Source organism: Streptococcus sp. KHUD_014 (genome assembly GCF_051106275.1).
GTDB lineage: Bacteria > Bacillota > Bacilli > Lactobacillales > Streptococcaceae > Streptococcus.
In genome coordinates this window covers 1,851,686-1,873,080 of the sequence record NZ_CP193666.1, presented here as the reverse complement: position 1 = coordinate 1,873,080, position 21,395 = coordinate 1,851,686, and the positions used below count along the sequence as shown (strand labels likewise).

The following is a 21,395-nucleotide window of genomic DNA, read 5'->3' as shown; positions in this document are numbered from 1 at the left end:
AACCATTAAGTAAAGACCTCCTAACTTTATTTAATAGAAATCCTAACTTTTCTTTTTCATAATAATCTCCCTAAAGAAGCCACCAAATCAGGTGGCTTTTTTGTTTGTAGGCTGGATTTTTGCTATAATAGGAACATGAGTAGAATTTTAGATAATGAAATCATGGGTGATGAGGAGTTGGTGGAGCGTACCCTCCGTCCCCAATATTTACGTGAATATATCGGTCAGGACAAGGTCAAGGATCAGCTTCAAATCTTTATTGAAGCTGCAAAAATGCGTGATGAGGCGCTGGACCATGTTCTTTTGTTTGGCCCTCCAGGTCTCGGGAAAACGACCATGGCCTTTGTCATTGCCAATGAATTGGGAGTTAATCTCAAACAGACGTCTGGTCCCGTTATCGAAAAAGCCGGTGATTTGGTAGCGATTTTGAATGACTTGGAGCCAGGAGATGTTCTCTTTATCGACGAGATTCATCGCTTGCCTATGTCGGTGGAAGAGGTGCTTTACAGTGCTATGGAAGACTTCTACATCGACATCATGATTGGTGCGGGGGAAGGTAGTCGCAGTGTTCATCTAGAATTACCACCTTTTACCTTGATTGGTGCGACGACACGAGCAGGGATGCTGTCGAATCCACTTCGTGCACGTTTTGGAATTACTGGTCACATGGAGTATTATGCCCATGATGACTTGACAGAGATTGTCGAGCGGACGGCAGATATTTTTGAGATGGAAATCACCCATGAGGCAGCTTCCGAGTTGGCTCTCCGTAGTCGTGGGACTCCTCGTATCGCCAATCGTCTCCTCAAGCGCGTGCGAGACTTTGCGCAGATTATGGGCGATGGCTTGATTGATGATGTGATTACGGATAAGGCTTTGACCATGCTGGATGTAGACCATGAAGGCTTGGACTATGTGGACCAGAAAATTCTTCGCACCATGATTGAGATGTACGGTGGAGGTCCTGTCGGTCTAGGTACCCTTTCGGTGAATATCGCTGAAGAGCGTGAGACGGTAGAAGATATGTATGAACCTTACCTAATCCAGAAGGGATTTATCATGCGAACTCGTTCAGGACGGGTCGCGACAGCCAAGGCTTACGAACATTTGGGGTATGAATACATTGAAAAATAAGGCTGAAATTTTAGATTCTTTCAGAGAAGATCCTGACATGATGGCTATTCTGACTATCATCCGTGACTTGGAGTTGAAAGATTCCTGGTTAGCAGCTGGTTCGGTCCGAAATTTTATCTGGAATCTCTTGTCAGATAAGCCATCCTTTGACCGTGAAACGGATGTGGATGTGATTTTCTTTGACCCAGATGTGAGTTACGAAGAAACGCTGGCTATAGAAAGCAAGTTGAGAGAGGACTTTCCCCAGTATCAGTGGGAGCTGAAAAATCAAGTCTATATGCACCAACACAGTCCCCACACATCTCCGTATAGAAATTCCTGCGATGCCATGAGTAAGTATCCTGAACGTTGTACGGCAGTAGGACTTCGCTTGCAAGCTGACGCAACTTTAGAGCTCTTTGCTCCTTATGGTTTGGAGGATATTTTAAACTTTCAGGTTCGTCCAACTCCCCATTTCTTAGAAAATCAAGATCGAATGAATCTTTATCAAAAGCGTTTATCCAAGAAAAATTGGCGAGAAAAATGGAAAAATCTTACCGTTAAAAATACTTAAGGAAACTTTAAGATAGGAGTTGTATACTTATCTCATAAGTTAAAAAGACCTTAACTTATACTCCTAAAACTTTTTCATAATAATCTCCCTATAAAAAAATTAAGTCGCCCAATCAGGCGGCTTTTTTTTGATGGAGCGATGATTCGATATATAGTAGATTGAACCTAGAATAGTACGCTACGGATTTTAAAACATTGCTAGAAATTGATCTGACTTTTCTTTCTGGTCAATTTGTTTATATTTTATTTCATCCTACTGAATTTTTACAATAATATTTGATTTTTTAAAGGTAAATAGATGATTGTTGGATAAAAAAAGAATCTTAAATTCAGGTAAAATCTACAAAAAGAACAAGTCATTTGTGTTAATATATTTTTTATACAAATCTTTGGACAAAGCAGGCTCTAATGTGTTATAATAAGGTGTTATAGATTGAGCTCTATATCAAAAATTTTTTAAGACTACACCATTGCTTGTCAGGGTGAAAAAAGAGAAAATATCCATGTAACATGGCTGTGTATCTTAAGAATGTTTTGGTATTTAGTTTTTTATAAAAAATGAACTCAAGGAGAGAAAAACATGTTTTTTAGACGTCAAGAAGGAGAGTATCGAGAAACCGATCGTGTAACTAGATACAAACTGATTAAGTCAGGGAAACATTGGTTGCGTGCCTCAACGTCTTTATTCGGGCTATTTAAGGTTCTTCGTGGTGGTATTGATACTGCTCAGGTGACAACTGAAGTTGTGGAAGATCGTGTCTCAACTTCTTTAACCGGGATAGATGTCCTCAAGGGGATAGCTGCCGCGGGGGCTGTTGTTGGTGGTGGAGTTGCCACTCATACGCAAGTCCATGCCAATGAACAGCTGGCTGTAGAGAAAGTCGTGGATGGTACTGACAATCTAGTGAATTCTGATCAGGTTGTTTTGGGAACTGTCAATAAAGATGAGGAGCAGCAAACGTCTGTTTCAACATCTACCTCTGTTAGTGAGAGTGTCTCAATCTCTGCTTCTACAAGTGCCTCTATTTCGGCCTCAACAAGTGCATCCGAGTCCGTAAGCGCCTCAACATCAGCTAGCACTAGTGCCAGTGTTTCATCTTCAACTTCAGCTAGTACCTCGTCTTCATTGAACGATTCTGCCTCAACATCAGATAGTGCTTCGACTGTTGCAAGCAGTTCCCTCTCTGAGGTTTCGCATGTAGAAGGTTCACAGACGGCTCCTAGCGAAGATGCTATCAGTAATGACGGAACATCCAGAGCCGCAGTTAAGGCTAGCGATATTAAGGTCAACCCTAGCCTTTCTAGTTCTCTTTCAACTGCAGAAAACTTTACAAGTCAAAATGCGAGTTTGACAGCTACGACAACAGCGACTCTTGCTGCGACAACGATAGCAGAAACAAGCGCTAAAAAGCAAGCAGAAGATCGTAAGAAACTGGCAACTCTTTCAGCAGAAATGGGAGAATACCTGGCTAAAGCTGTGGACCTTCCAGATACAAGCTCAGCCATTCTTAAGGTAAAATCTGCTATTGCTGAGATTGAGTCTGCTCTCAAGGATCCAAATGCAGATCTAGGAGAAGTGATCAATTCTGCCACTTCAGCTCGCAACTCTATCGCCAATGCGGTTTCACGTGCAACCTCTGGCCAACGTGATAGCCGTAATGGACAGGCGATGCCAACAGGGGGAAATCTCAGAGGTTTTGCACCAGTAACGCTAAATCAGCAGACGACTGCATCACTTGAGCAAGGAACCTTTGCAAGCGCTAACCGTGAGGTTCTTTGGCGTATCAATATGCATTCGCAGAGTCCACTTAATTATGCTGGTTTAATAGCACAAGTGGATAAAAACACGACCATTACACGAGTTTACTTTAATGGTGAACCTATGGAGAAACGTGGTGGTTCTGGGAATGAGTACATTTTTAACAAGCGCCATGATTTGAATAGAAACTTAGATGCAACTATTTTAATCTATGCAACGGTGAATAATAATTCTAGTGAAGCTACTTTGAATGCCCAAGTGGCTACAAGTAGTAAACCGTTCGATAGCGCTGCTACTGCTGGAAACTATACCAGTGTAATGACTGGTACTGTTCCAACAGGAACAGGTCAGCGACTGGGTAGTAAACCACCAACTATTACATTACCAACTGAGATTACCTATTATAATGACGACAAAATCGCTACGGTAAATATGCCACTCAATGATGATGTAGGGATGAAGCGCCTAGATGCTGCAGAGAGTAATCCGATCATTACTGGCTTGAATGCGCCTAACTATCCAGCAACTAGCAAAAATGGTTATGGAGATCTTGGAATATATGATAGACGTGGTCATTTTACAGGATACCAGAAATCATATAATGTACAAATTGTTGGGACAATTGGTCGAAACAATGGAGTAGGAAAAACCGGTACTGCAGATGGGGCTTGGGAACCGTATAAACCTGGTGCATATGTTCTCGAATATAAAGTGACGGATACTGACAATCAAACCACTACGGCTCGGATGACTGTTCGTATCAAAGGTTTCAACGAACGTAACGAGCCTGTGAGTGGTGATACTGTTACGGTTAACAATCCGTCATCTTTGAGCGAGACTGAGAGAGCTCAAATTCTTGAAAACTTTAGGAACAATAGTAAAAATGCCACTATCCTCAACAGTTCTGATTACAAGAAAAATTCTGAAGGTAATCACGAAATAACGGTGTCTAATACGGGTGAAATCACTATTACTTATCGTGATAATACTGTGGATGTCGTTCGAGCTAACGTGAGAGCGGAAACGGAAGTACCTGTGCCTGCTGTTACAGTGACGCGTGATGGCGAGGTCATTCGAGCGACACAAAGTCCATATGCAGACCGAGGTATGGAACACATCGTCTATGCTGGTGATAATGTTACCATTAAATTTACTGCGACTGATAATAGTGGTAAGTTGAAAGAGTTCAAGATTGTACCTAAAGCGGATGGAAGACAACCAGGTTTAAGAAGTAACTATTTTGAAGATTCTAAATACGGTACAGGCGCTGTGGATCTCTTGACAGGAGATATTACAGCTACACCAGAAAGTCCTGCGACTATCACAGTCAATGCTCATATGAATGATGATCTGGAGTGGAAGCCAGGAAATACATGGCAACGGAATGCAGTTGCAACTGACCAAGTAGGAAATGTCAACGGAACAGTTGGAACTGGTAATGTTCGTATCACTCAAGGACAACTGAAGGATCGTCTTAAAGTGACCGATCCTGACTTTACACCTGTAGTAAATAAAAGTAGCTTAACAGAGGACGAAAAGACAGCTGTCAAGAGTGCCATCTACGCTAAGAATGATAAGACAGTTCACCGCATCAAAGATATTCAAGTTGCAAACGATGGAACTGCAACGATTATTTATAAGGATTTAACAAGAAATACTATTTCTCGATCTGTTACAGTTAATGAACGTCCAAAACTGGAGATTCATTATGATAATGCTACAACTAAGGAAATCTATCTATACCGTGGGGAAGAAGTTAATGTAACCTTTAGAGCAACTGATGATTCTGGCAAGATTTCTTCATTGAAGTTTGAAATGCAAGGTACAGCTGACAGTACTAATGGTACAAACTATGCAGGATATACTGGAATTACTCGTTCAAATCCGATCGCTAGCTTAACGAATCAAACCGATGCAAAGATTACCCTTACAGGCACTCTAGCAAAAAATGTACCGTTAGCATCATTTGAACGCTATTTAATGGCAACAGATGACCAAAACACCTCTGATAGTAACCATGCAAAAAACGGTATAACCGACAATGGTTATGTCAAATTTGTAATTAAAAGCCAGACTGATAAATATACTGCTGTAGCGAAGGCGTCGACTATTTATACCTATACTGGTGAAACGGCAACGGATTTAAACGATGCTACGAACTTTGTCCAGCTTGATGGCGGAGGACAGCTCCCTCAAGGAACGACTGTTTCATGGGTTAGTCGCATTGACAACACATCTGCTGGGACAAAAAGTGCAGTTGCACGGGTTGCTTATTCTGATGGCTCGACTGATGATGTAACAGTTAACTATACTGTTTATCCGAAAGTTGAAACCAAGACTTACAATGGTGTGACAGGTCAATTTTATGCCTTTAAGTCAGATCAAGGTAATGATAAAGTTACTGGCGGAGACTGGGCTAATAATATCGGTGGAACAATCCAACAATATACAAATTTGGGGGATTCAAGTCTGTCAGGGACAACATGGTCTTATAAGTATAAAATAAATAATCAAGGTAACGAAATTACAACCCCTGTTGGAACACAGCCGTTTGGCGCAATTTGGCATACTACGGGTTCAGAAGCTGAGAGCCATAGTACAACCTATACGCTAATTGCCACATATCCAAAAGGACGTTTTGGGGATGTTTCAACAAGCAATCCAGCCTTGACAAGTCAGACAAACTTTGATTATACAGTTGTTGATCCTGTAGCTAAACAGGAGTACGTTACAACTGTGGGAAATAAGGCTCCATTAGCAGAGATTATTAAAAATCCAGGAGAGGCACTTAAAAATTCGAATACAAGTGTAGCTTTCCCAACAGGAACAACCTTTAGTTGGGTCCAGGCTCCTGATGACGCTATGCTGGCAAACCCTGGGGTTTATACGAAAAAAGTTACAGTCACTCTTCCGCAAGGTTCCTATAGTGGAGCTCCTGGAAATAGCAGAACAGTAGACGTGACTATTAAGGTAAACCCACAAGCGCCAGTTATCTCAGTTAATTCTACCAATGAAACTGGTGGCTTGCCAAATCGTTCGATCGTTGTTACGAATGTCACACCTGGAGCTCTTGTAACCTTGACTTTAGCTGGGCATACATTTACCAAGACAGCTAAAGATAACGAATCAAGTGTTACCTTTGAACCTGCAGAACTACAAAAAGCTTACGATGGCAACAATGGTCTCCTTCCGACTAGAGATGTGACAGCTAAGCAAGAAAAAACAGTAACACTTCCAAGTGGTGGAACTGAAACCTTGAGTTCGGCTACAACGACTGCAACGATTACCAAGGAAACTGTAGCACCTGAAGTAATTTTTGAACTTTATATTAAGAATGATAAGACTGGCCAATGGGAAAAACAAACGATTAAGAATAATGTTCGCCCAGGAGTCAGTGGCTACGAAGTCTTTGCAGGAGATGAGATTAAAGTTGTTTTAACTGCTAAAGATAATAGTGGTAAGATTAAAACTCTGAAATTAAACGATGGAACTTCTGATAAAGATCGCATTTTCCAAGATGGTTATTCTTCAGATGATGCTGCACCAGGAATTAAGGATATTACCACTGAAGCTTCAACAACAAATCCAAAAGTCCTAGAGTACACTGCTACTTATGGAGAAAATGTACAGTATGCAGATGGTAATAAATGGACGCGTGGAACTAATGCTACAGACTTATCAGATAATACGGGTAGAGTAACGACTGTAGTAGCACAAGGAAAACTGAACGAAAAATTCCCAGGTGTTAAACCAAAAGATGCTGTACAGGTTTCTAATCTAACTTCCTTGACTCGAAAAGACCTTGATAAGATTCTTAATGCGGTGAAGACGTCTAACCCTGCAACAGATTTCCGTATTAAATCGTACGATATTGATAGCAATGGAACTGTAACGATTACCTACAAAGACGGAACAAAAAACACAGTAACTCCTGACTTGTCAGATTCGGATCATAAGTCAGCATCAGCGTCAACCAGTGCGTCAGTGTCTGCTTCAACCAGTGCATCAGTAAGTGCAATGACCAGTGCATCTGAGTCAGCTTCAACAAGCGCAAGTCAATCAGCAAGCACCTCAGCTAGCCAGTCAGCTTCAACAAGCGCAAGTCAATCAGCAAGCACCTCAGCAAGCCAGTCCGCATCGACAAGTGCGAGCCAATCAGCAAGCACCTCAGCAAGCACGTCAGCTTCAACAAGTGCAAGTACGTCGGCTAGCACGTCAGCCTCAACGAGCGCAAGTACGTCAGCAAGTACATCTGCATCAACAAGCGCAAGCACATCGGCAAGCACGTCAGCTTCAACAAGTGCAAGCACCTCAGCAAGCACATCTGCATCAACAAGTGCAAGTACTTCAGCAAGTACATCGGCTTCAACAAGCGCAAGCACGTCAGCAAGTACATCAGCCTCAACAAGTGCAAGTACGTCAGCAAGTACATCGGCTTCAACAAGCGCAAGCACCTCAGCAAGTACGTCCGCTTCAACAAGCGCAAGCACGTCAGCAAGTACATCAGCCTCAACAAGTGCAAGCACGTCAGCAAGTACATCAGCCTCAACAAGTGCAAGCACGTCAGCAAGTACATCGGCTTCAACAAGCGCAAGCACGTCAGCAAGTACTTCAGCCTCAACGAGCGCAAGTACTTCAGCAAGTACATCAGCCTCAACGAGCGCAAGCACCTCAGCAAGTACGTCCGCATCAACAAGCGCAAGTACGTCAGCAAGTACATCTGCATCAACGAGCGCAAGCACCTCAGCAAGTACGTCAGCTTCAACAAGTGCAAGTACGTCGGCTAGCACGTCTGCATCAACAAGCGCAAGTACGTCAGCAAGCACGTCCGCATCAACAAGCGCAAGCACGTCAGCAAGTACATCAGCTTCAACAAGTGCAAGCACCTCAGCAAGCACGTCCGCATCAACAAGCGCAAGTACGTCAGCAAGTACATCTGCATCAACGAGCGCAAGCACCTCAGCAAGTACGTCAGCTTCAACAAGCGCAAGCACGTCAGCAAGTACATCAGCCTCAACAAGCGCAAGTACTTCAGCAAGTACATCTGCATCAACGAGCGCAAGTACGTCAGCTTCAACAAGTGCAAGTACGTCGGCTAGCACGTCTGCATCAACGAGCGCAAGCACGTCAGCAAGTACGTCAGCTTCAACAAGTGCAAGTACGTCGGCTAGCACGTCTGCATCAACAAGCGCAAGTACGTCCGCAAGCACGTCAGCTTCAACAAGTGCAAGTACGTCAGCAAGTACATCAGCTTCAACGAGCGCAAGCACGTCAGCAAGTACATCAGCCTCAACAAGTGCAAGTACGTCAGCAAGTACATCAGCCTCAACAAGTGCAAGCACGTCAGCAAGCACATCTGCATCAACAAGCGCAAGCACATCGGCAAGCACGTCAGCTTCAACAAGTGCAAGCACGTCAGCAAGTACATCAGCCTCAACAAGTGCAAGCACGTCAGCAAGTACATCAGCTTCAACGAGCGCAAGCACGTCAGCAAGTACATCAGCCTCAACAAGTGCAAGTACGTCAGCAAGTACATCAGCCTCAACAAGTGCAAGCACGTCAGCAAGCACATCTGCATCAACAAGCGCAAGCACATCGGCAAGCACGTCAGCTTCAACAAGTGCAAGCACGTCAGCAAGTACATCAGCCTCAACCAGCGCAAGTACATCGGCAAGCACGTCAGCTTCAACAAGCGCAAGTACGTCAGCAAGTACATCTGCATCAACGAGCGCAAGCACGTCAGCAAGTACGTCAGCTTCAACAAGTGCAAGTACGTCAGCAAGCACGTCAGCTTCAACAAGTGCAAGTACGTCGGCTAGCACGTCTGCATCAACCAGCGCAAGTACGTCAGCAAGCACGTCCGCTTCAACAAGTGCAAGCACTTCAGCAAGTACATCTGCTTCAACAAGTGCAAGCACCTCAGCAAGCACGTCAGCTTCAACAAGTGCAAGCACGTCAGCAAGTACATCTGCTTCAACAAGTGCAAGCACTTCAGCAAGCACGTCAGCTTCAACAAGTGCAAGCACGTCAGCAAGTACATCCGCATCAACCAGCGCAAGCACGTCAGCAAGTACATCAGCTTCAACCAGTGCAAGTACATCAGCAAGTACATCAGCTTCAACCAGTGCAAGTACGTCAGCAAGTACATCAGCTTCAACCAGTGCAAGTACGTCGGCTAGCACGTCTGCCTCAACCAGCGCAAGCACTTCAGCAAGTACGTCGGCTTCAACGAGCGCAAGCACGTCAGCAAGTACATCGGCTTCAACAAGCGCAAGCACTTCAGCAAGTACATCAGCTTCAACCAGTGCAAGTACATCAGCAAGTACATCTGCATCAACCAGTGCAAGTACGTCAGCAAGTACATCAGCCTCAACCAGCGCAAGCACGTCAGCAAGTACGTCGGCTTCAACCAGCGCAAGCACGTCAGCAAGTACATCGGCTTCAACCAGCGCAAGCACGTCAGCAAGTACATCAGCCTCAACAAGTGCAAGTACGTCAGCAAGTACATCAGCTTCAACCAGTGCAAGTACGTCGGCTAGCACGTCTGCCTCAACAAGCGCAAGTACGTCAGCAAGCACGTCAGCTTCAACAAGCGCAAGCACGTCAGCAAGCACGTCCGCCTCAACAAGTGCAAGTACGTCAGCAAGTACATCGGCTTCAACAAGCGCAAGCACGTCAGCAAGTACATCCGCTTCAACAAGTGCAAGTACATCGGCTAGCACATCGGCTAGCACATCGGCTAGCACATCGGCTAGCACGTCAGCCTCAACAAGTGCAAGCACGTCAGCAAGTACATCCGCTTCAACAAGCGCAAGCACGTCAGCAAGCACGTCAGCATCAACAAGCGCAAGTACGTCAGCCTCAACAAGTGCAAGTACGTCAGCAAGTACATCTGCATCAACGAGCGCAAGCACCTCAGCAAGTACGTCAGCTTCAACAAGTGCAAGTACGTCGGCTAGCACGTCCGCAAGTACGTCAGCATCAACCAGCGCAAGCACGTCAGCAAGCACGTCAGCCTCAACAAGTGCAAGTACGTCAGCAAGTACATCGGCTTCAACAAGCGCAAGCACGTCAGCAAGTACATCCGCTTCAACAAGTGCAAGTACATCAGCAAGTACATCTGCATCAACAAGTGCAAGTACGTCAGCAAGTACATCGGCTTCAACAAGTGCAAGTACGTCAGCAAGTACATCGGCTTCAACAAGCGCAAGCACGTCAGCAAGTACATCAGCCTCAACCAGCGCAAGTACGTCAGCAAGCACGTCAGCTTCAACAAGCGCAAGCACGTCAGCAAGCACGTCCGCCTCAACAAGTGCAAGTACGTCAGCAAGTACATCGGCTTCAACAAGCGCAAGCACGTCAGCAAGTACATCCGCTTCAACAAGTGCAAGTACATCGGCTAGCACATCGGCTAGCACATCGGCTAGCACATCGGCTAGCACGTCAGCCTCAACAAGTGCAAGCACGTCAGCAAGTACATCCGCTTCAACAAGCGCAAGCACGTCAGCAAGCACGTCAGCTTCAACAAGTGCAAGCACATCAGCAAGTACATCCGCTTCAACAAGTGCAAGCACATCGGCAAGTACGTCAGCAAGTACATCCGCATCAACAAGTGCAAGCACATCGGCAAGTACGTCAGCAAGTACGTCGGCTTCAACGAGCGCAAGCACATCGGCTAGCACGTCAGCAAGTACCTCAGCAAGTACATCCGCTTCAACAAGTGCAAGTACGTCAGCAAGTACATCAGCCTCAACAAGTGCAAGTACCTCAGCAAGTACGTCTGCTTCAACGAGTGCAAGTACATCGGCAAGTACGTCCGCTTCAACGAGCGCAAGCACGTCAGCAAGTACATCCGCATCAACAAGTGCAAGTACGTCAGCAAGTACGTCAGCCTCAACAAGCGCAAGCACATCGGCTAGCACATCAGCCTCAACAAGTGCAAGTACGTCGGCTAGCACGTCAGCCTCAACAAGTGCAAGTACGTCAGCAAGCACGTCAGCCTCAACGAGCGCAAGTACGTCAGCAAGTACGTCAGCCTCAACAAGTGCAAGTACGTCAGCAAGTACGTCAGCAAGTACATCAGCCTCAACAAGTGCAAGTACGTCAGCAAGTACATCAGCCTCAACAAGCGCAAGCACATCGGCTAGCACGTCAGCCTCAACAAGTGCAAGTACGTCAGCAAGTACGTCGGCCTCAACAAGTGCAAGCACGTCAGCAAGTACGTCAGCATCAACAAGCGCAAGCACGTCAGCGTCAACAAGCGCAAGCACGTCAGCAAGTACGTCAGCCTCAACAAGTGCAAGTACGTCAGCAAGTACATCTGCCTCAACAAGTGCAAGTACGTCAGCAAGTACGTCAGCATCAACAAGCGCAAGTACGTCAGCAAGTACATCCGCTTCAACAAGCGCAAGCACGTCAGCTTCAACAAGTGCAAGCACTTCAGCAAGTACATCCGCTTCAACAAGTGCAAGTACGTCAGCAAGTACATCAGCCTCAACAAGTGCAAGTACGTCAGCAAGTACGTCAGCTTCAACAAGTGCAAGTACGTCGGCTAGCACGTCCGCAAGTACGTCAGCATCAACCAGCGCAAGCACGTCCGCAAGTACGTCAGCATCAACCAGCGCAAGTACGTCGGCTAGCACGTCCGCATCAACCAGCGCAAGTACATCAGCAAGTACATCTGCATCAACAAGTGCAAGTACGTCAGCAAGTACATCGGCTTCAACAAGCGCAAGCACGTCAGCAAGTACATCAGCCTCAACCAGCGCAAGTACGTCAGCAAGCACGTCAGCTTCAACAAGCGCAAGCACGTCAGCAAGCACGTCCGCCTCAACAAGTGCAAGTACGTCAGCAAGTACATCGGCTTCAACAAGCGCAAGCACGTCAGCAAGTACATCCGCTTCAACAAGTGCAAGCACATCAGCAAGTACATCCGCTTCAACAAGTGCAAGCACATCGGCAAGTACATCCGCTTCAACAAGTGCAAGTACATCGGCTAGCACGTCAGCCTCAACAAGTGCAAGTACGTCAGCAAGTACGTCGGCTTCAACAAGTGCAAGTACGTCAGCAAGTACGTCTGCTTCAACGAGTGCAAGTACATCGGCTAGCACGTCAGCCTCAACAAGTGCAAGCACGTCAGCGTCAACAAGCGCAAGCACGTCAGCAAGTACGTCGGCTTCAACGAGCGCAAGCACATCGGCTAGCACGTCAGCCTCAACAAGTGCAAGTACGTCAGCAAGTACGTCAGCCTCAACAAGTGCAAGCACGTCAGCAAGTACATCTGCTTCAACCAGCGCAAGTACGTCGGCTAGCACGTCAGCAAGTACATCCGCTTCAACAAGTGCAAGCACGTCAGCAAGTACATCCGCATCAACCAGCGCAAGCACGTCAGCAAGTACATCAGCTTCAACCAGTGCAAGTACATCAGCAAGTACATCAGCTTCAACCAGTGCAAGTACGTCAGCAAGTACATCAGCTTCAACCAGTGCAAGTACGTCGGCTAGCACGTCTGCCTCAACCAGCGCAAGCACTTCAGCAAGTACGTCGGCTTCAACGAGCGCAAGCACGTCAGCAAGTACATCGGCTTCAACAAGCGCAAGCACTTCAGCAAGTACATCAGCTTCAACCAGTGCAAGTACATCAGCAAGTACATCTGCATCAACCAGTGCAAGTACGTCAGCAAGTACATCAGCCTCAACCAGCGCAAGCACGTCAGCAAGTACGTCGGCTTCAACCAGCGCAAGCACGTCAGCAAGTACATCGGCTTCAACCAGCGCAAGCACGTCAGCAAGTACATCAGCCTCAACAAGTGCAAGTACGTCAGCAAGTACATCAGCTTCAACCAGTGCAAGTACGTCGGCTAGCACGTCTGCCTCAACAAGCGCAAGTACGTCAGCAAGCACGTCAGCTTCAACAAGCGCAAGCACGTCAGCAAGCACGTCCGCCTCAACAAGTGCAAGTACGTCAGCAAGTACATCGGCTTCAACAAGCGCAAGCACGTCAGCAAGTACATCCGCTTCAACAAGTGCAAGTACATCGGCTAGCACATCGGCTAGCACATCGGCTAGCACATCGGCTAGCACGTCAGCCTCAACAAGTGCAAGCACGTCAGCAAGTACATCCGCTTCAACAAGCGCAAGCACGTCAGCAAGCACGTCAGCATCAACAAGCGCAAGTACGTCAGCCTCAACAAGTGCAAGTACGTCAGCAAGTACATCTGCATCAACGAGCGCAAGCACCTCAGCAAGTACGTCAGCTTCAACAAGTGCAAGTACGTCGGCTAGCACGTCCGCAAGTACGTCAGCATCAACCAGCGCAAGCACGTCAGCAAGCACGTCAGCCTCAACAAGTGCAAGTACGTCAGCAAGTACATCGGCTTCAACAAGCGCAAGCACGTCAGCAAGTACATCCGCTTCAACAAGTGCAAGTACATCAGCAAGTACATCTGCATCAACAAGTGCAAGTACGTCAGCAAGTACATCGGCTTCAACAAGTGCAAGTACGTCAGCAAGTACATCGGCTTCAACAAGCGCAAGCACGTCAGCAAGTACATCAGCCTCAACCAGCGCAAGTACGTCAGCAAGCACGTCAGCTTCAACAAGCGCAAGCACGTCAGCAAGCACGTCCGCCTCAACAAGTGCAAGTACGTCAGCAAGTACATCGGCTTCAACAAGCGCAAGCACGTCAGCAAGTACATCCGCTTCAACAAGTGCAAGTACATCGGCTAGCACATCGGCTAGCACATCGGCTAGCACATCGGCTAGCACGTCAGCCTCAACAAGTGCAAGCACGTCAGCAAGTACATCCGCTTCAACAAGCGCAAGCACGTCAGCAAGCACGTCAGCTTCAACAAGTGCAAGCACATCAGCAAGTACATCCGCTTCAACAAGTGCAAGCACATCGGCAAGTACGTCAGCAAGTACATCCGCATCAACAAGTGCAAGCACATCGGCAAGTACGTCAGCAAGTACGTCGGCTTCAACGAGCGCAAGCACATCGGCTAGCACGTCAGCAAGTACCTCAGCAAGTACATCCGCTTCAACAAGTGCAAGTACGTCAGCAAGTACATCAGCCTCAACAAGTGCAAGTACCTCAGCAAGTACGTCTGCTTCAACGAGTGCAAGTACATCGGCAAGTACGTCCGCTTCAACGAGCGCAAGCACGTCAGCAAGTACATCCGCATCAACAAGTGCAAGTACGTCAGCAAGTACGTCAGCCTCAACAAGCGCAAGCACATCGGCTAGCACATCAGCCTCAACAAGTGCAAGTACGTCGGCTAGCACGTCAGCCTCAACAAGTGCAAGTACGTCAGCAAGCACGTCAGCCTCAACGAGCGCAAGTACGTCAGCAAGTACGTCAGCCTCAACAAGTGCAAGTACGTCAGCAAGTACGTCAGCAAGTACATCAGCCTCAACAAGTGCAAGTACGTCAGCAAGTACATCAGCCTCAACAAGCGCAAGCACATCGGCTAGCACGTCAGCCTCAACAAGTGCAAGTACGTCAGCAAGTACGTCGGCCTCAACAAGTGCAAGCACGTCAGCAAGTACGTCAGCATCAACAAGCGCAAGCACGTCAGCGTCAACAAGCGCAAGCACGTCAGCAAGTACGTCAGCCTCAACAAGTGCAAGTACGTCAGCAAGTACATCTGCCTCAACAAGTGCAAGTACGTCAGCAAGTACGTCAGCATCAACAAGCGCAAGTACGTCAGCAAGTACATCCGCTTCAACAAGCGCAAGCACGTCAGCTTCAACAAGTGCAAGCACTTCAGCAAGTACATCCGCTTCAACAAGTGCAAGTACGTCAGCAAGTACATCAGCCTCAACAAGTGCAAGTACGTCAGCAAGTACGTCAGCTTCAACAAGTGCAAGTACGTCGGCTAGCACGTCCGCAAGTACGTCAGCATCAACCAGCGCAAGCACGTCAGCAAGTACGTCAGCATCAACCAGCGCAAGTACGTCGGCTAGCACGTCCGCATCAACCAGCGCAAGTACATCAGCAAGTACATCTGCATCAACAAGTGCAAGTACGTCAGCAAGTACATCGGCTTCAACAAGCGCAAGCACGTCAGCAAGTACATCAGCCTCAACCAGCGCAAGTACGTCAGCAAGCACGTCAGCTTCAACAAGCGCAAGCACGTCAGCAAGCACGTCCGCCTCAACAAGTGCAAGTACGTCAGCAAGTACATCGGCTTCAACAAGCGCAAGCACGTCAGCAAGTACATCCGCTTCAACAAGTGCAAGCACATCAGCAAGTACATCCGCTTCAACAAGTGCAAGCACATCGGCAAGTACATCCGCTTCAACAAGTGCAAGTACATCGGCTAGCACGTCAGCCTCAACAAGTGCAAGTACGTCAGCAAGTACGTCGGCTTCAACAAGTGCAAGTACGTCAGCAAGTACGTCTGCTTCAACGAGTGCAAGTACATCGGCTAGCACGTCAGCCTCAACAAGTGCAAGCACGTCAGCGTCAACAAGCGCAAGCACGTCAGCAAGTACGTCGGCTTCAACGAGCGCAAGCACATCGGCTAGCACGTCAGCCTCAACAAGTGCAAGTACGTCAGCAAGTACGTCAGCCTCAACAAGTGCAAGCACGTCAGCAAGTACATCTGCTTCAACCAGCGCAAGTACGTCGGCTAGCACGTCAGCAAGTACATCCGCTTCAACAAGTGCAAGCACATCGGCAAGTACGTCAGCAAGTACGTCGGCTTCAACGAGCGCAAGCACATCGGCTAGCACGTCAGCCTCAACAAGTGCAAGCACGTCAGCAAGTACGTCTGCTTCAACGAGTGCAAGTACATCGGCTAGCACGTCAGCCTCAACAAGTGCAAGCACGTCAGCAAGTACGTCAGCCTCAACAAGTGCAAGCACGTCAGCAAGTACATCTGCTTCAACCAGCGCAAGTACGTCGGCTAGCACGTCAGCAAGTACATCCGCTTCAACAAGTGCAAGTACATCAGCAAGTACATCAGCCTCAACAAGTGCAAGTACGTCAGCAAGTACATCAGCCTCAACAAGCGCAAGCACATCGGCTAGCACGTCAGCCTCAACCAGCGCAAGTACATCAGCAAGTACATCTGCATCAACAAGTGCAAGTACGTCAGCTTCAACAAGTGCAAGCACCTCAGTTGTTACAAGTAAGGGAATGCCGGAGAGCTTATCACTTGATAGCTTAGATATCGATAGTGTGATAACATCAGATTCAATTAGCACATCAGTATCACAATCACTATCATTATCAGTAAGTACTAGCCAATCAATGGCTCATTCAACTTCAACTAGTCAAGCTCCTCAAACTAATACAACTAAGACTCGTAAGCAACTTCCAAATACTGGAACGACAGCTTCAGCTACAAATGCTCTTCTTGGAGTTGCAGCAGGTCTAACAGGATTAGGTTTAGTGGCTAAACGTCGTAAGCGTGATGATGAAGAATAAGTCTTGTTTTAGATAGCCTAAAATAGACTAATTAACTAGTCGTAAAACCTCCAAAAGTTTTAAGCTTTTGGAGGTTTTTATGTTTTTTAAAAGTGGGATTCTAGGCTTGTCATGCTTTGTGAAATGATCTAAAAAATGGTATAATGTATAGTGTATATTTTAAATAATAAGAGCTTTCACTTTTATACAAATTGAAAATAAATAAAATGAGAATTTAGGAAAAAGGAGTAAAATTGGAACATCTAATTAGTATTGTTATACCTGTGTATAATGTGGAAAATTATTTGGAAGAGTGCATTCAAAGTGTTCTGAATCAGACCTATACAAATCTGGATATAGTTCTGGTAAACGATGGTTCTACGGATGCTTCAGCGGAAATATGTGATAGATTTGCTGAATTGGATAGTCGAGTTCGTGTGTTTCATACAGAAAATAGAGGAGCGGCTCTGGCTAAAAATTTCGGTGTTACTCAAGCACTCGGTGAGTATGTCCTTTTTGTAGATTCAGATGATATCGCTGAAAAAAGAATGGTAGATACTTTGCAGAGACAAGTGGAGGAGACAGAAGCAGATATCGTAATCGGTAATTATTTTATTTATGATGAGAATGATGGACAGTGTAAATTCTATGTACTAGAGAGAGATTTTTGCATCGAAGAATTATCAGCTCAAGAATTAATTGATCGGCAAGCAGGCTATTGGCATTTAAATGCTTCGGCCTTTATTATGCCTATGTTTAAGCTGTTTAAAAAAGACTTGCTATTGCAAGTTCCATTTACTAATGGTCGGCGTTTTGACGATGAGGCAACTATTCATAGGTTGTTTATAAAAAGTCAGAAAACAATTTTTGTAAATGATAATCTTTATATCTATCGTGTTAGACAAGGTAGTATCATGACTTCGCAATTTGATCTATCTTGGGTACAGGATATCTTGCAAGTATTTAGTTTAAAACTTGCAGATCTTATTCTTGCTGGTATTGATACCAGTGTTATGAGAATTCGTTTTATAAATATCCTAAACGAATATAAATACTTATGTGAAACATACAATCTCACAGAGACTGATGAATATAGAGAAATTTTATTTAGATTAGATTTGTTTAAGGAATAAGGAGTAGCTATTTAAGTTGCCTCATATTCTAGTAGAAAAATTGAAACTATATTGTGCTATTAATGATTAAAGGAGCTAGAAATGGATTTTAATGTTCTGATTAATTTTCAGGGAAATTATCATCATATTGAAATATCCGAGGGAGCTTGCCTTCAGATTGCTCAGGGAGTTACAATGCGTCCTTTTACAAGTTTGGAAGTTTCTTTGGGGGCAACTTTATCGATTGAAGAGGGAGTCTTTTTTAATGATCATTGTTCGATCCGATGTACGGAAGAAATCAGTATTGGACGTGATACTATGTTTGGGGATGGAGTAAGAATTTTTGATTCCAATCATAAGTTTAACAACTATCATGTTTTTAAAACTGCAATGAATGGTGCACCGATTCGCATTGGACGAGATTGTTGGATCGGAGCAAATACAGTTATCCTTAGAGGAGTTACTATCGGAGATAATGTTATCATAGGAGCGAATTGCCTTATTCATCAAGATATCCCAAGTAATTCTATTGTGACTCATAGTGAACAATTAAAGATTACAGCCAAAAATACTGCAAAGTATCATACTTTTGTTTATACTTACTCAGATCAGTTGGAAGACTTGGAGTATTTACTGAGTAGCTTACCTGAAGTTGATTTTCATGTTGCAGCACCAACGAATGTATCAGACTATTTAAGAAGTTTTGAACGATTTAAGAATTTTCAACTGTATGAGTATTGTCAATCTCGAGAAATTTCTGACCGCATTTTAGAAATGGCTGATTTCTACCTAGATATTAACCATTGGAATGAAGTCGATGATATTGTCGGACGTGCTTTAGAAAAAGGAAAACCAATATTTGCCTTTGAAAATGTTGTTCATAGAAAAAATGAAGAGATACAAGTGTTTAAGATAGAAGAAAAAAGTAAAATGCTTGAGGCAATTCGACATCATTTAGAGAAAGATGAGAATGGAGACTAGGGATGAAGGTTAGTAACAAACAATCAAAAAAAGCTATCGTACTTGGAGCTGATAGCAATTATATGGATAAGGTGGAAACGACGGTAAAGTCAGTCTGTAGCCATAATAGGGATATAAGATTTTATATTTTTAACAGTGATTTTCCTACGGAGTGGTTTCAATTGATGAACAAAAGACTATCTGTATTAAATTCGGAGATTATAAATATAAAAATCACAGATGATACGATTAGTCACTTTCATCTTCCTACACCTCACCTTAGTTCTGCAGCCTATCTTCGATATTTTATTCCAAATTTTGTTTTTGAAAAGAAGGTTCTCTATCTTGATAGTGATATTGTAGTAACTTCTAGTTTGACAGCATTGTTTGATATTGATTTGGAGGGGTACCCACTTGGAGCTGTTCCAGATATTCCAACTACTGATGAGGGATTTAATTCAGGTGTACTACTAATTGATACGGATATGTGGCGTGAAGAAAATATTTCCAGACAGTTGTTTGAGTTAACTATAGCTCATCATGAACATGTATACGGAGATCAGGAAATTTTCAATATATTGTTTAAAGATAGATGGAAACGCTTGGATATAACATATAATTTGCAAGTTGGTGCCGATGCCCATCGATATTATTTGGGGGATTATAATTGGTACGCATCATTTGAAGGTGTTCCGTGTATTATTCACTATACTACAGAGAATAAACCGTGGAAGCATTTTCGCTTTAATCGTTTTAGGGATGTTTGGTGGTTTTACTACGGCTTAAATTGGAATGATATTTTATTACGAACTCATGTTTTGAAAGAAACATTTTCAGAGTTGATTTTACCATCATCACAGCATGCTAGTATATTTACTAATACAGGCGATGTCGAGGGGATCAGTTATTTACTTGAAAAATTGCCAGATGTCCAATTTCATATTGCGGCACCAACATATTTTTCACCAAATATTATCGAATTGCAACGCTATTCAAATTGTTATATTTATCCATGTGCCGATCCTAAAATGAAACAAAGCATAATAGATAAAACTGATATTTATTTAGATATTAATTATGGACCGGCTATGGATCAAGAGTTGCAAGAGATGGTGCGACAAGGAAAGACAATTTATTCATTTGATTCTACCAATCATTTTTCTAATGGAGAAAGCACGGTTTTTTCAGTTGATAAAATAGATGAATTGATTAAAAAAATAGAAGAACAGAGAGATAAGAATGTATCAAAAAGTAATCGCTCTTGGAGCTGATATTCATTACCTTGATAAGGTTGAAACCGTTATAAAGTCAGTCTCGGTTCATAATCACAATGTGAAATTCTATGTGTTTAATGACGATCTACCTAGTGAATGGTTTTTATTGATGAGAAATCGTTTAAAGGTTATTGGTTCTGAGATTGTCAATGTTAAAAAGACAGAGCATAATCTCCATGATTTTCATTTGCCGAACAACATTATGTCCTATGCAATGTATTTTAGATATTTCATAGCAGATGAAGTGTCAGAAGACAGAGTTTTATACCTGGATTCGGACATGATTGTCCATGATAAACTGGACGACTTATTCTCCCTAGATTTACAGGATTATGCAATTGCAGCTGTACAAGATCATGATATGAATGGTTTGGTATCCACTTTTAATTCGGGCATGTTACTAATTGATATTAAAAAATGGCGGGAAAATAATTCGACAAAAAGATTACTAGAGTTGACTGCCCAACACCATGAACATGTCTATGGAGATCAAGGTATTCTCAACATGTATTTTGGTGATCAGTGGTTACATTTGGACAAAGAGTATAATTTTATGGTTGGGATGGACCAATTTTTACATTTAAATGGAAATAGTGAATGGTATAAATCTTCTTATTTACGGCCATCATTTTCCAAAGATTATCCATTATACTGCGGAATATAAACCATGGACCCATTTGACGCTGACACGTTTTCGTAAGTTATGGTGGTTTTATTATGGCTTGAATTGGAATGATGTATTGCTGGGTTCAGCTATTACTAAACGATTCTTTAATGAACTCGTAGGCGCTCCCTTGTATCATACTTGTATTTTCACAAATAGTGCCGCAATGGAATCCTTAGAGTATTTATTGTCTGAACTGCCCGAAGTGCATTTTACAGTCTTGGCGCATACAAATTTTGCTCCCTTTGTCGTTGATTTACAATCTCATTTAAATTTGTCACTTTATCCGAGCTTTAATCCCTTTAATAAGAAGGAAACCTTGGATAAAATGGATTTTTATTTAGACATCAATCATGAAGGTGAGATTGCCAATATTATCGAAGAAGTTCAGAAACGAGATAAACCGATTTTTGCTTTTGAGAATACCAGTCATGATTCAAGTGGAAGAAGCTACATTTTTTCATCCTCTGAACCAGAGAAGATGGTGGACGCTATTAAAAAATATTGTGGACAATTAAGGAATTAGAAGG

The 21,395-nt window shown here is 44.2% G+C and carries 8 protein-coding genes and 3 pseudogenes; 9 read left to right on the top strand and 2 right to left on the bottom strand.

What is annotated here, in order from left to right; all coding sequences use genetic code 11:
* Window positions 1-135 precede the first annotated feature (135 nt).
* The 3 genes and pseudogenes from ruvB to ACORHT_RS09005 form a co-directional block, all read left to right on the top strand.
* Window positions 136-1,134, top strand: a complete 999-nt coding sequence (gene ruvB / locus ACORHT_RS09015; RefSeq protein WP_083303327.1) for a Holliday junction branch migration DNA helicase RuvB — start codon at window positions 136-138, stop codon at window positions 1,132-1,134.
* On the top strand, window positions 1,115-1,687 hold the full coding sequence (locus ACORHT_RS09010; protein ID WP_434350087.1) for a nucleotidyltransferase family protein: 573 nt from the start codon (window positions 1,115-1,117) through the stop codon (window positions 1,685-1,687). The genes ruvB and ACORHT_RS09010 overlap by 20 nt, the downstream gene beginning before the upstream one ends.
* Window positions 1,688-2,266: 579 nt before the next feature.
* Window positions 2,267-2,461: pseudogene (locus ACORHT_RS09005) on the top strand (accessory Sec-dependent serine-rich glycoprotein adhesin); the annotation flags it as partial.
* Between the two features lie 140 nt (window positions 2,462-2,601).
* Here the strand turns inward: ACORHT_RS09005 and ACORHT_RS09000 are convergent.
* Window positions 2,602-2,976: a hypothetical protein gene (locus ACORHT_RS09000; RefSeq protein ID WP_153225290.1), complete on the bottom strand. Its 375-nt coding sequence runs from the start codon at window positions 2,974-2,976 to the stop codon at window positions 2,602-2,604.
* Between the two features lie 163 nt (window positions 2,977-3,139).
* Between ACORHT_RS09000 and ACORHT_RS08995 the strand changes: the two are divergent.
* A pseudogene (locus tag ACORHT_RS08995) lies at window positions 3,140-5,701 on the top strand (sialoglycan-binding domain-containing protein); the annotation flags it as partial.
* A gap of 1,847 nt (window positions 5,702-7,548) precedes the next feature.
* Here ACORHT_RS08995 and ACORHT_RS08990 read toward each other — a convergent pair.
* A complete protein-coding gene (locus ACORHT_RS08990) occupies window positions 7,549-16,653 on the bottom strand; it encodes a hypothetical protein (protein ID WP_434350086.1) in 9,105 nt (3,034 codons plus the stop codon).
* A 46-nt stretch (window positions 16,654-16,699) separates the two neighbouring features.
* Between ACORHT_RS08990 and ACORHT_RS08985 the strand changes: the two genes are divergently transcribed.
* The 5 genes and pseudogenes from ACORHT_RS08985 (at window position 16,700) to ACORHT_RS08965 (ending at window position 21,391) form a co-directional block, all read left to right on the top strand.
* Complete coding sequence (locus tag ACORHT_RS08985) at window positions 16,700-16,876, top strand: LPXTG cell wall anchor domain-containing protein (protein ID WP_434350839.1); 177 nt, start codon at window positions 16,700-16,702, stop codon at window positions 16,874-16,876.
* Between the two features lie 233 nt (window positions 16,877-17,109).
* Entirely contained in the window at window positions 17,110-17,988 is an 879-nt protein-coding gene (locus ACORHT_RS08980; protein WP_434350085.1) for a glycosyltransferase family 2 protein, read from the top strand.
* 81 nt (window positions 17,989-18,069) lie between these two features.
* Window positions 18,070-18,948 (top strand): acyltransferase, encoded by an 879-nt coding sequence (locus ACORHT_RS08975; protein ID WP_434350084.1) that lies wholly within the window; start codon window positions 18,070-18,072, stop codon window positions 18,946-18,948.
* A 2-nt stretch (window positions 18,949-18,950) separates the two neighbouring features.
* Window positions 18,951-20,198 carry a glycosyltransferase gene (locus ACORHT_RS08970; protein ID WP_434350083.1) on the top strand — a complete coding sequence of 416 codons (1,248 nt, stop codon included), beginning with the start codon at window positions 18,951-18,953 and terminating at the stop codon, window positions 20,196-20,198.
* Window positions 20,167-21,391 (top strand): annotated as a pseudogene (locus ACORHT_RS08965) (glycosyltransferase). Before ACORHT_RS08970 ends, ACORHT_RS08965 begins: the two are co-directional and overlap by 32 nt.
* Window positions 21,392-21,395: the final 4 nt, after the last annotated feature.

Excerpts from the sequence above, each read along its gene's own strand:
- ACORHT_RS09010 (WP_434350087.1), top strand. The coding sequence starts at position 1,115 with ATGAATACATTGAAAAATAAGGCTGAAATTTTAGATTCTTTCAGAGAA.
- ACORHT_RS08970 (WP_434350083.1), top strand. The coding sequence starts at position 18,951 with ATGAAGGTTAGTAACAAACAATCAAAAAAAGCTATCGTACTTGGAGCT.
- ACORHT_RS08985 (WP_434350839.1), top strand. The coding sequence starts at position 16,700 with ATGGCTCATTCAACTTCAACTAGTCAAGCTCCTCAAACTAATACAACT.
- ruvB (WP_083303327.1), top strand. The coding sequence starts at position 136 with ATGAGTAGAATTTTAGATAATGAAATCATGGGTGATGAGGAGTTGGTG.
- ACORHT_RS08975 (WP_434350084.1), top strand. The coding sequence starts at position 18,070 with ATGGATTTTAATGTTCTGATTAATTTTCAGGGAAATTATCATCATATT.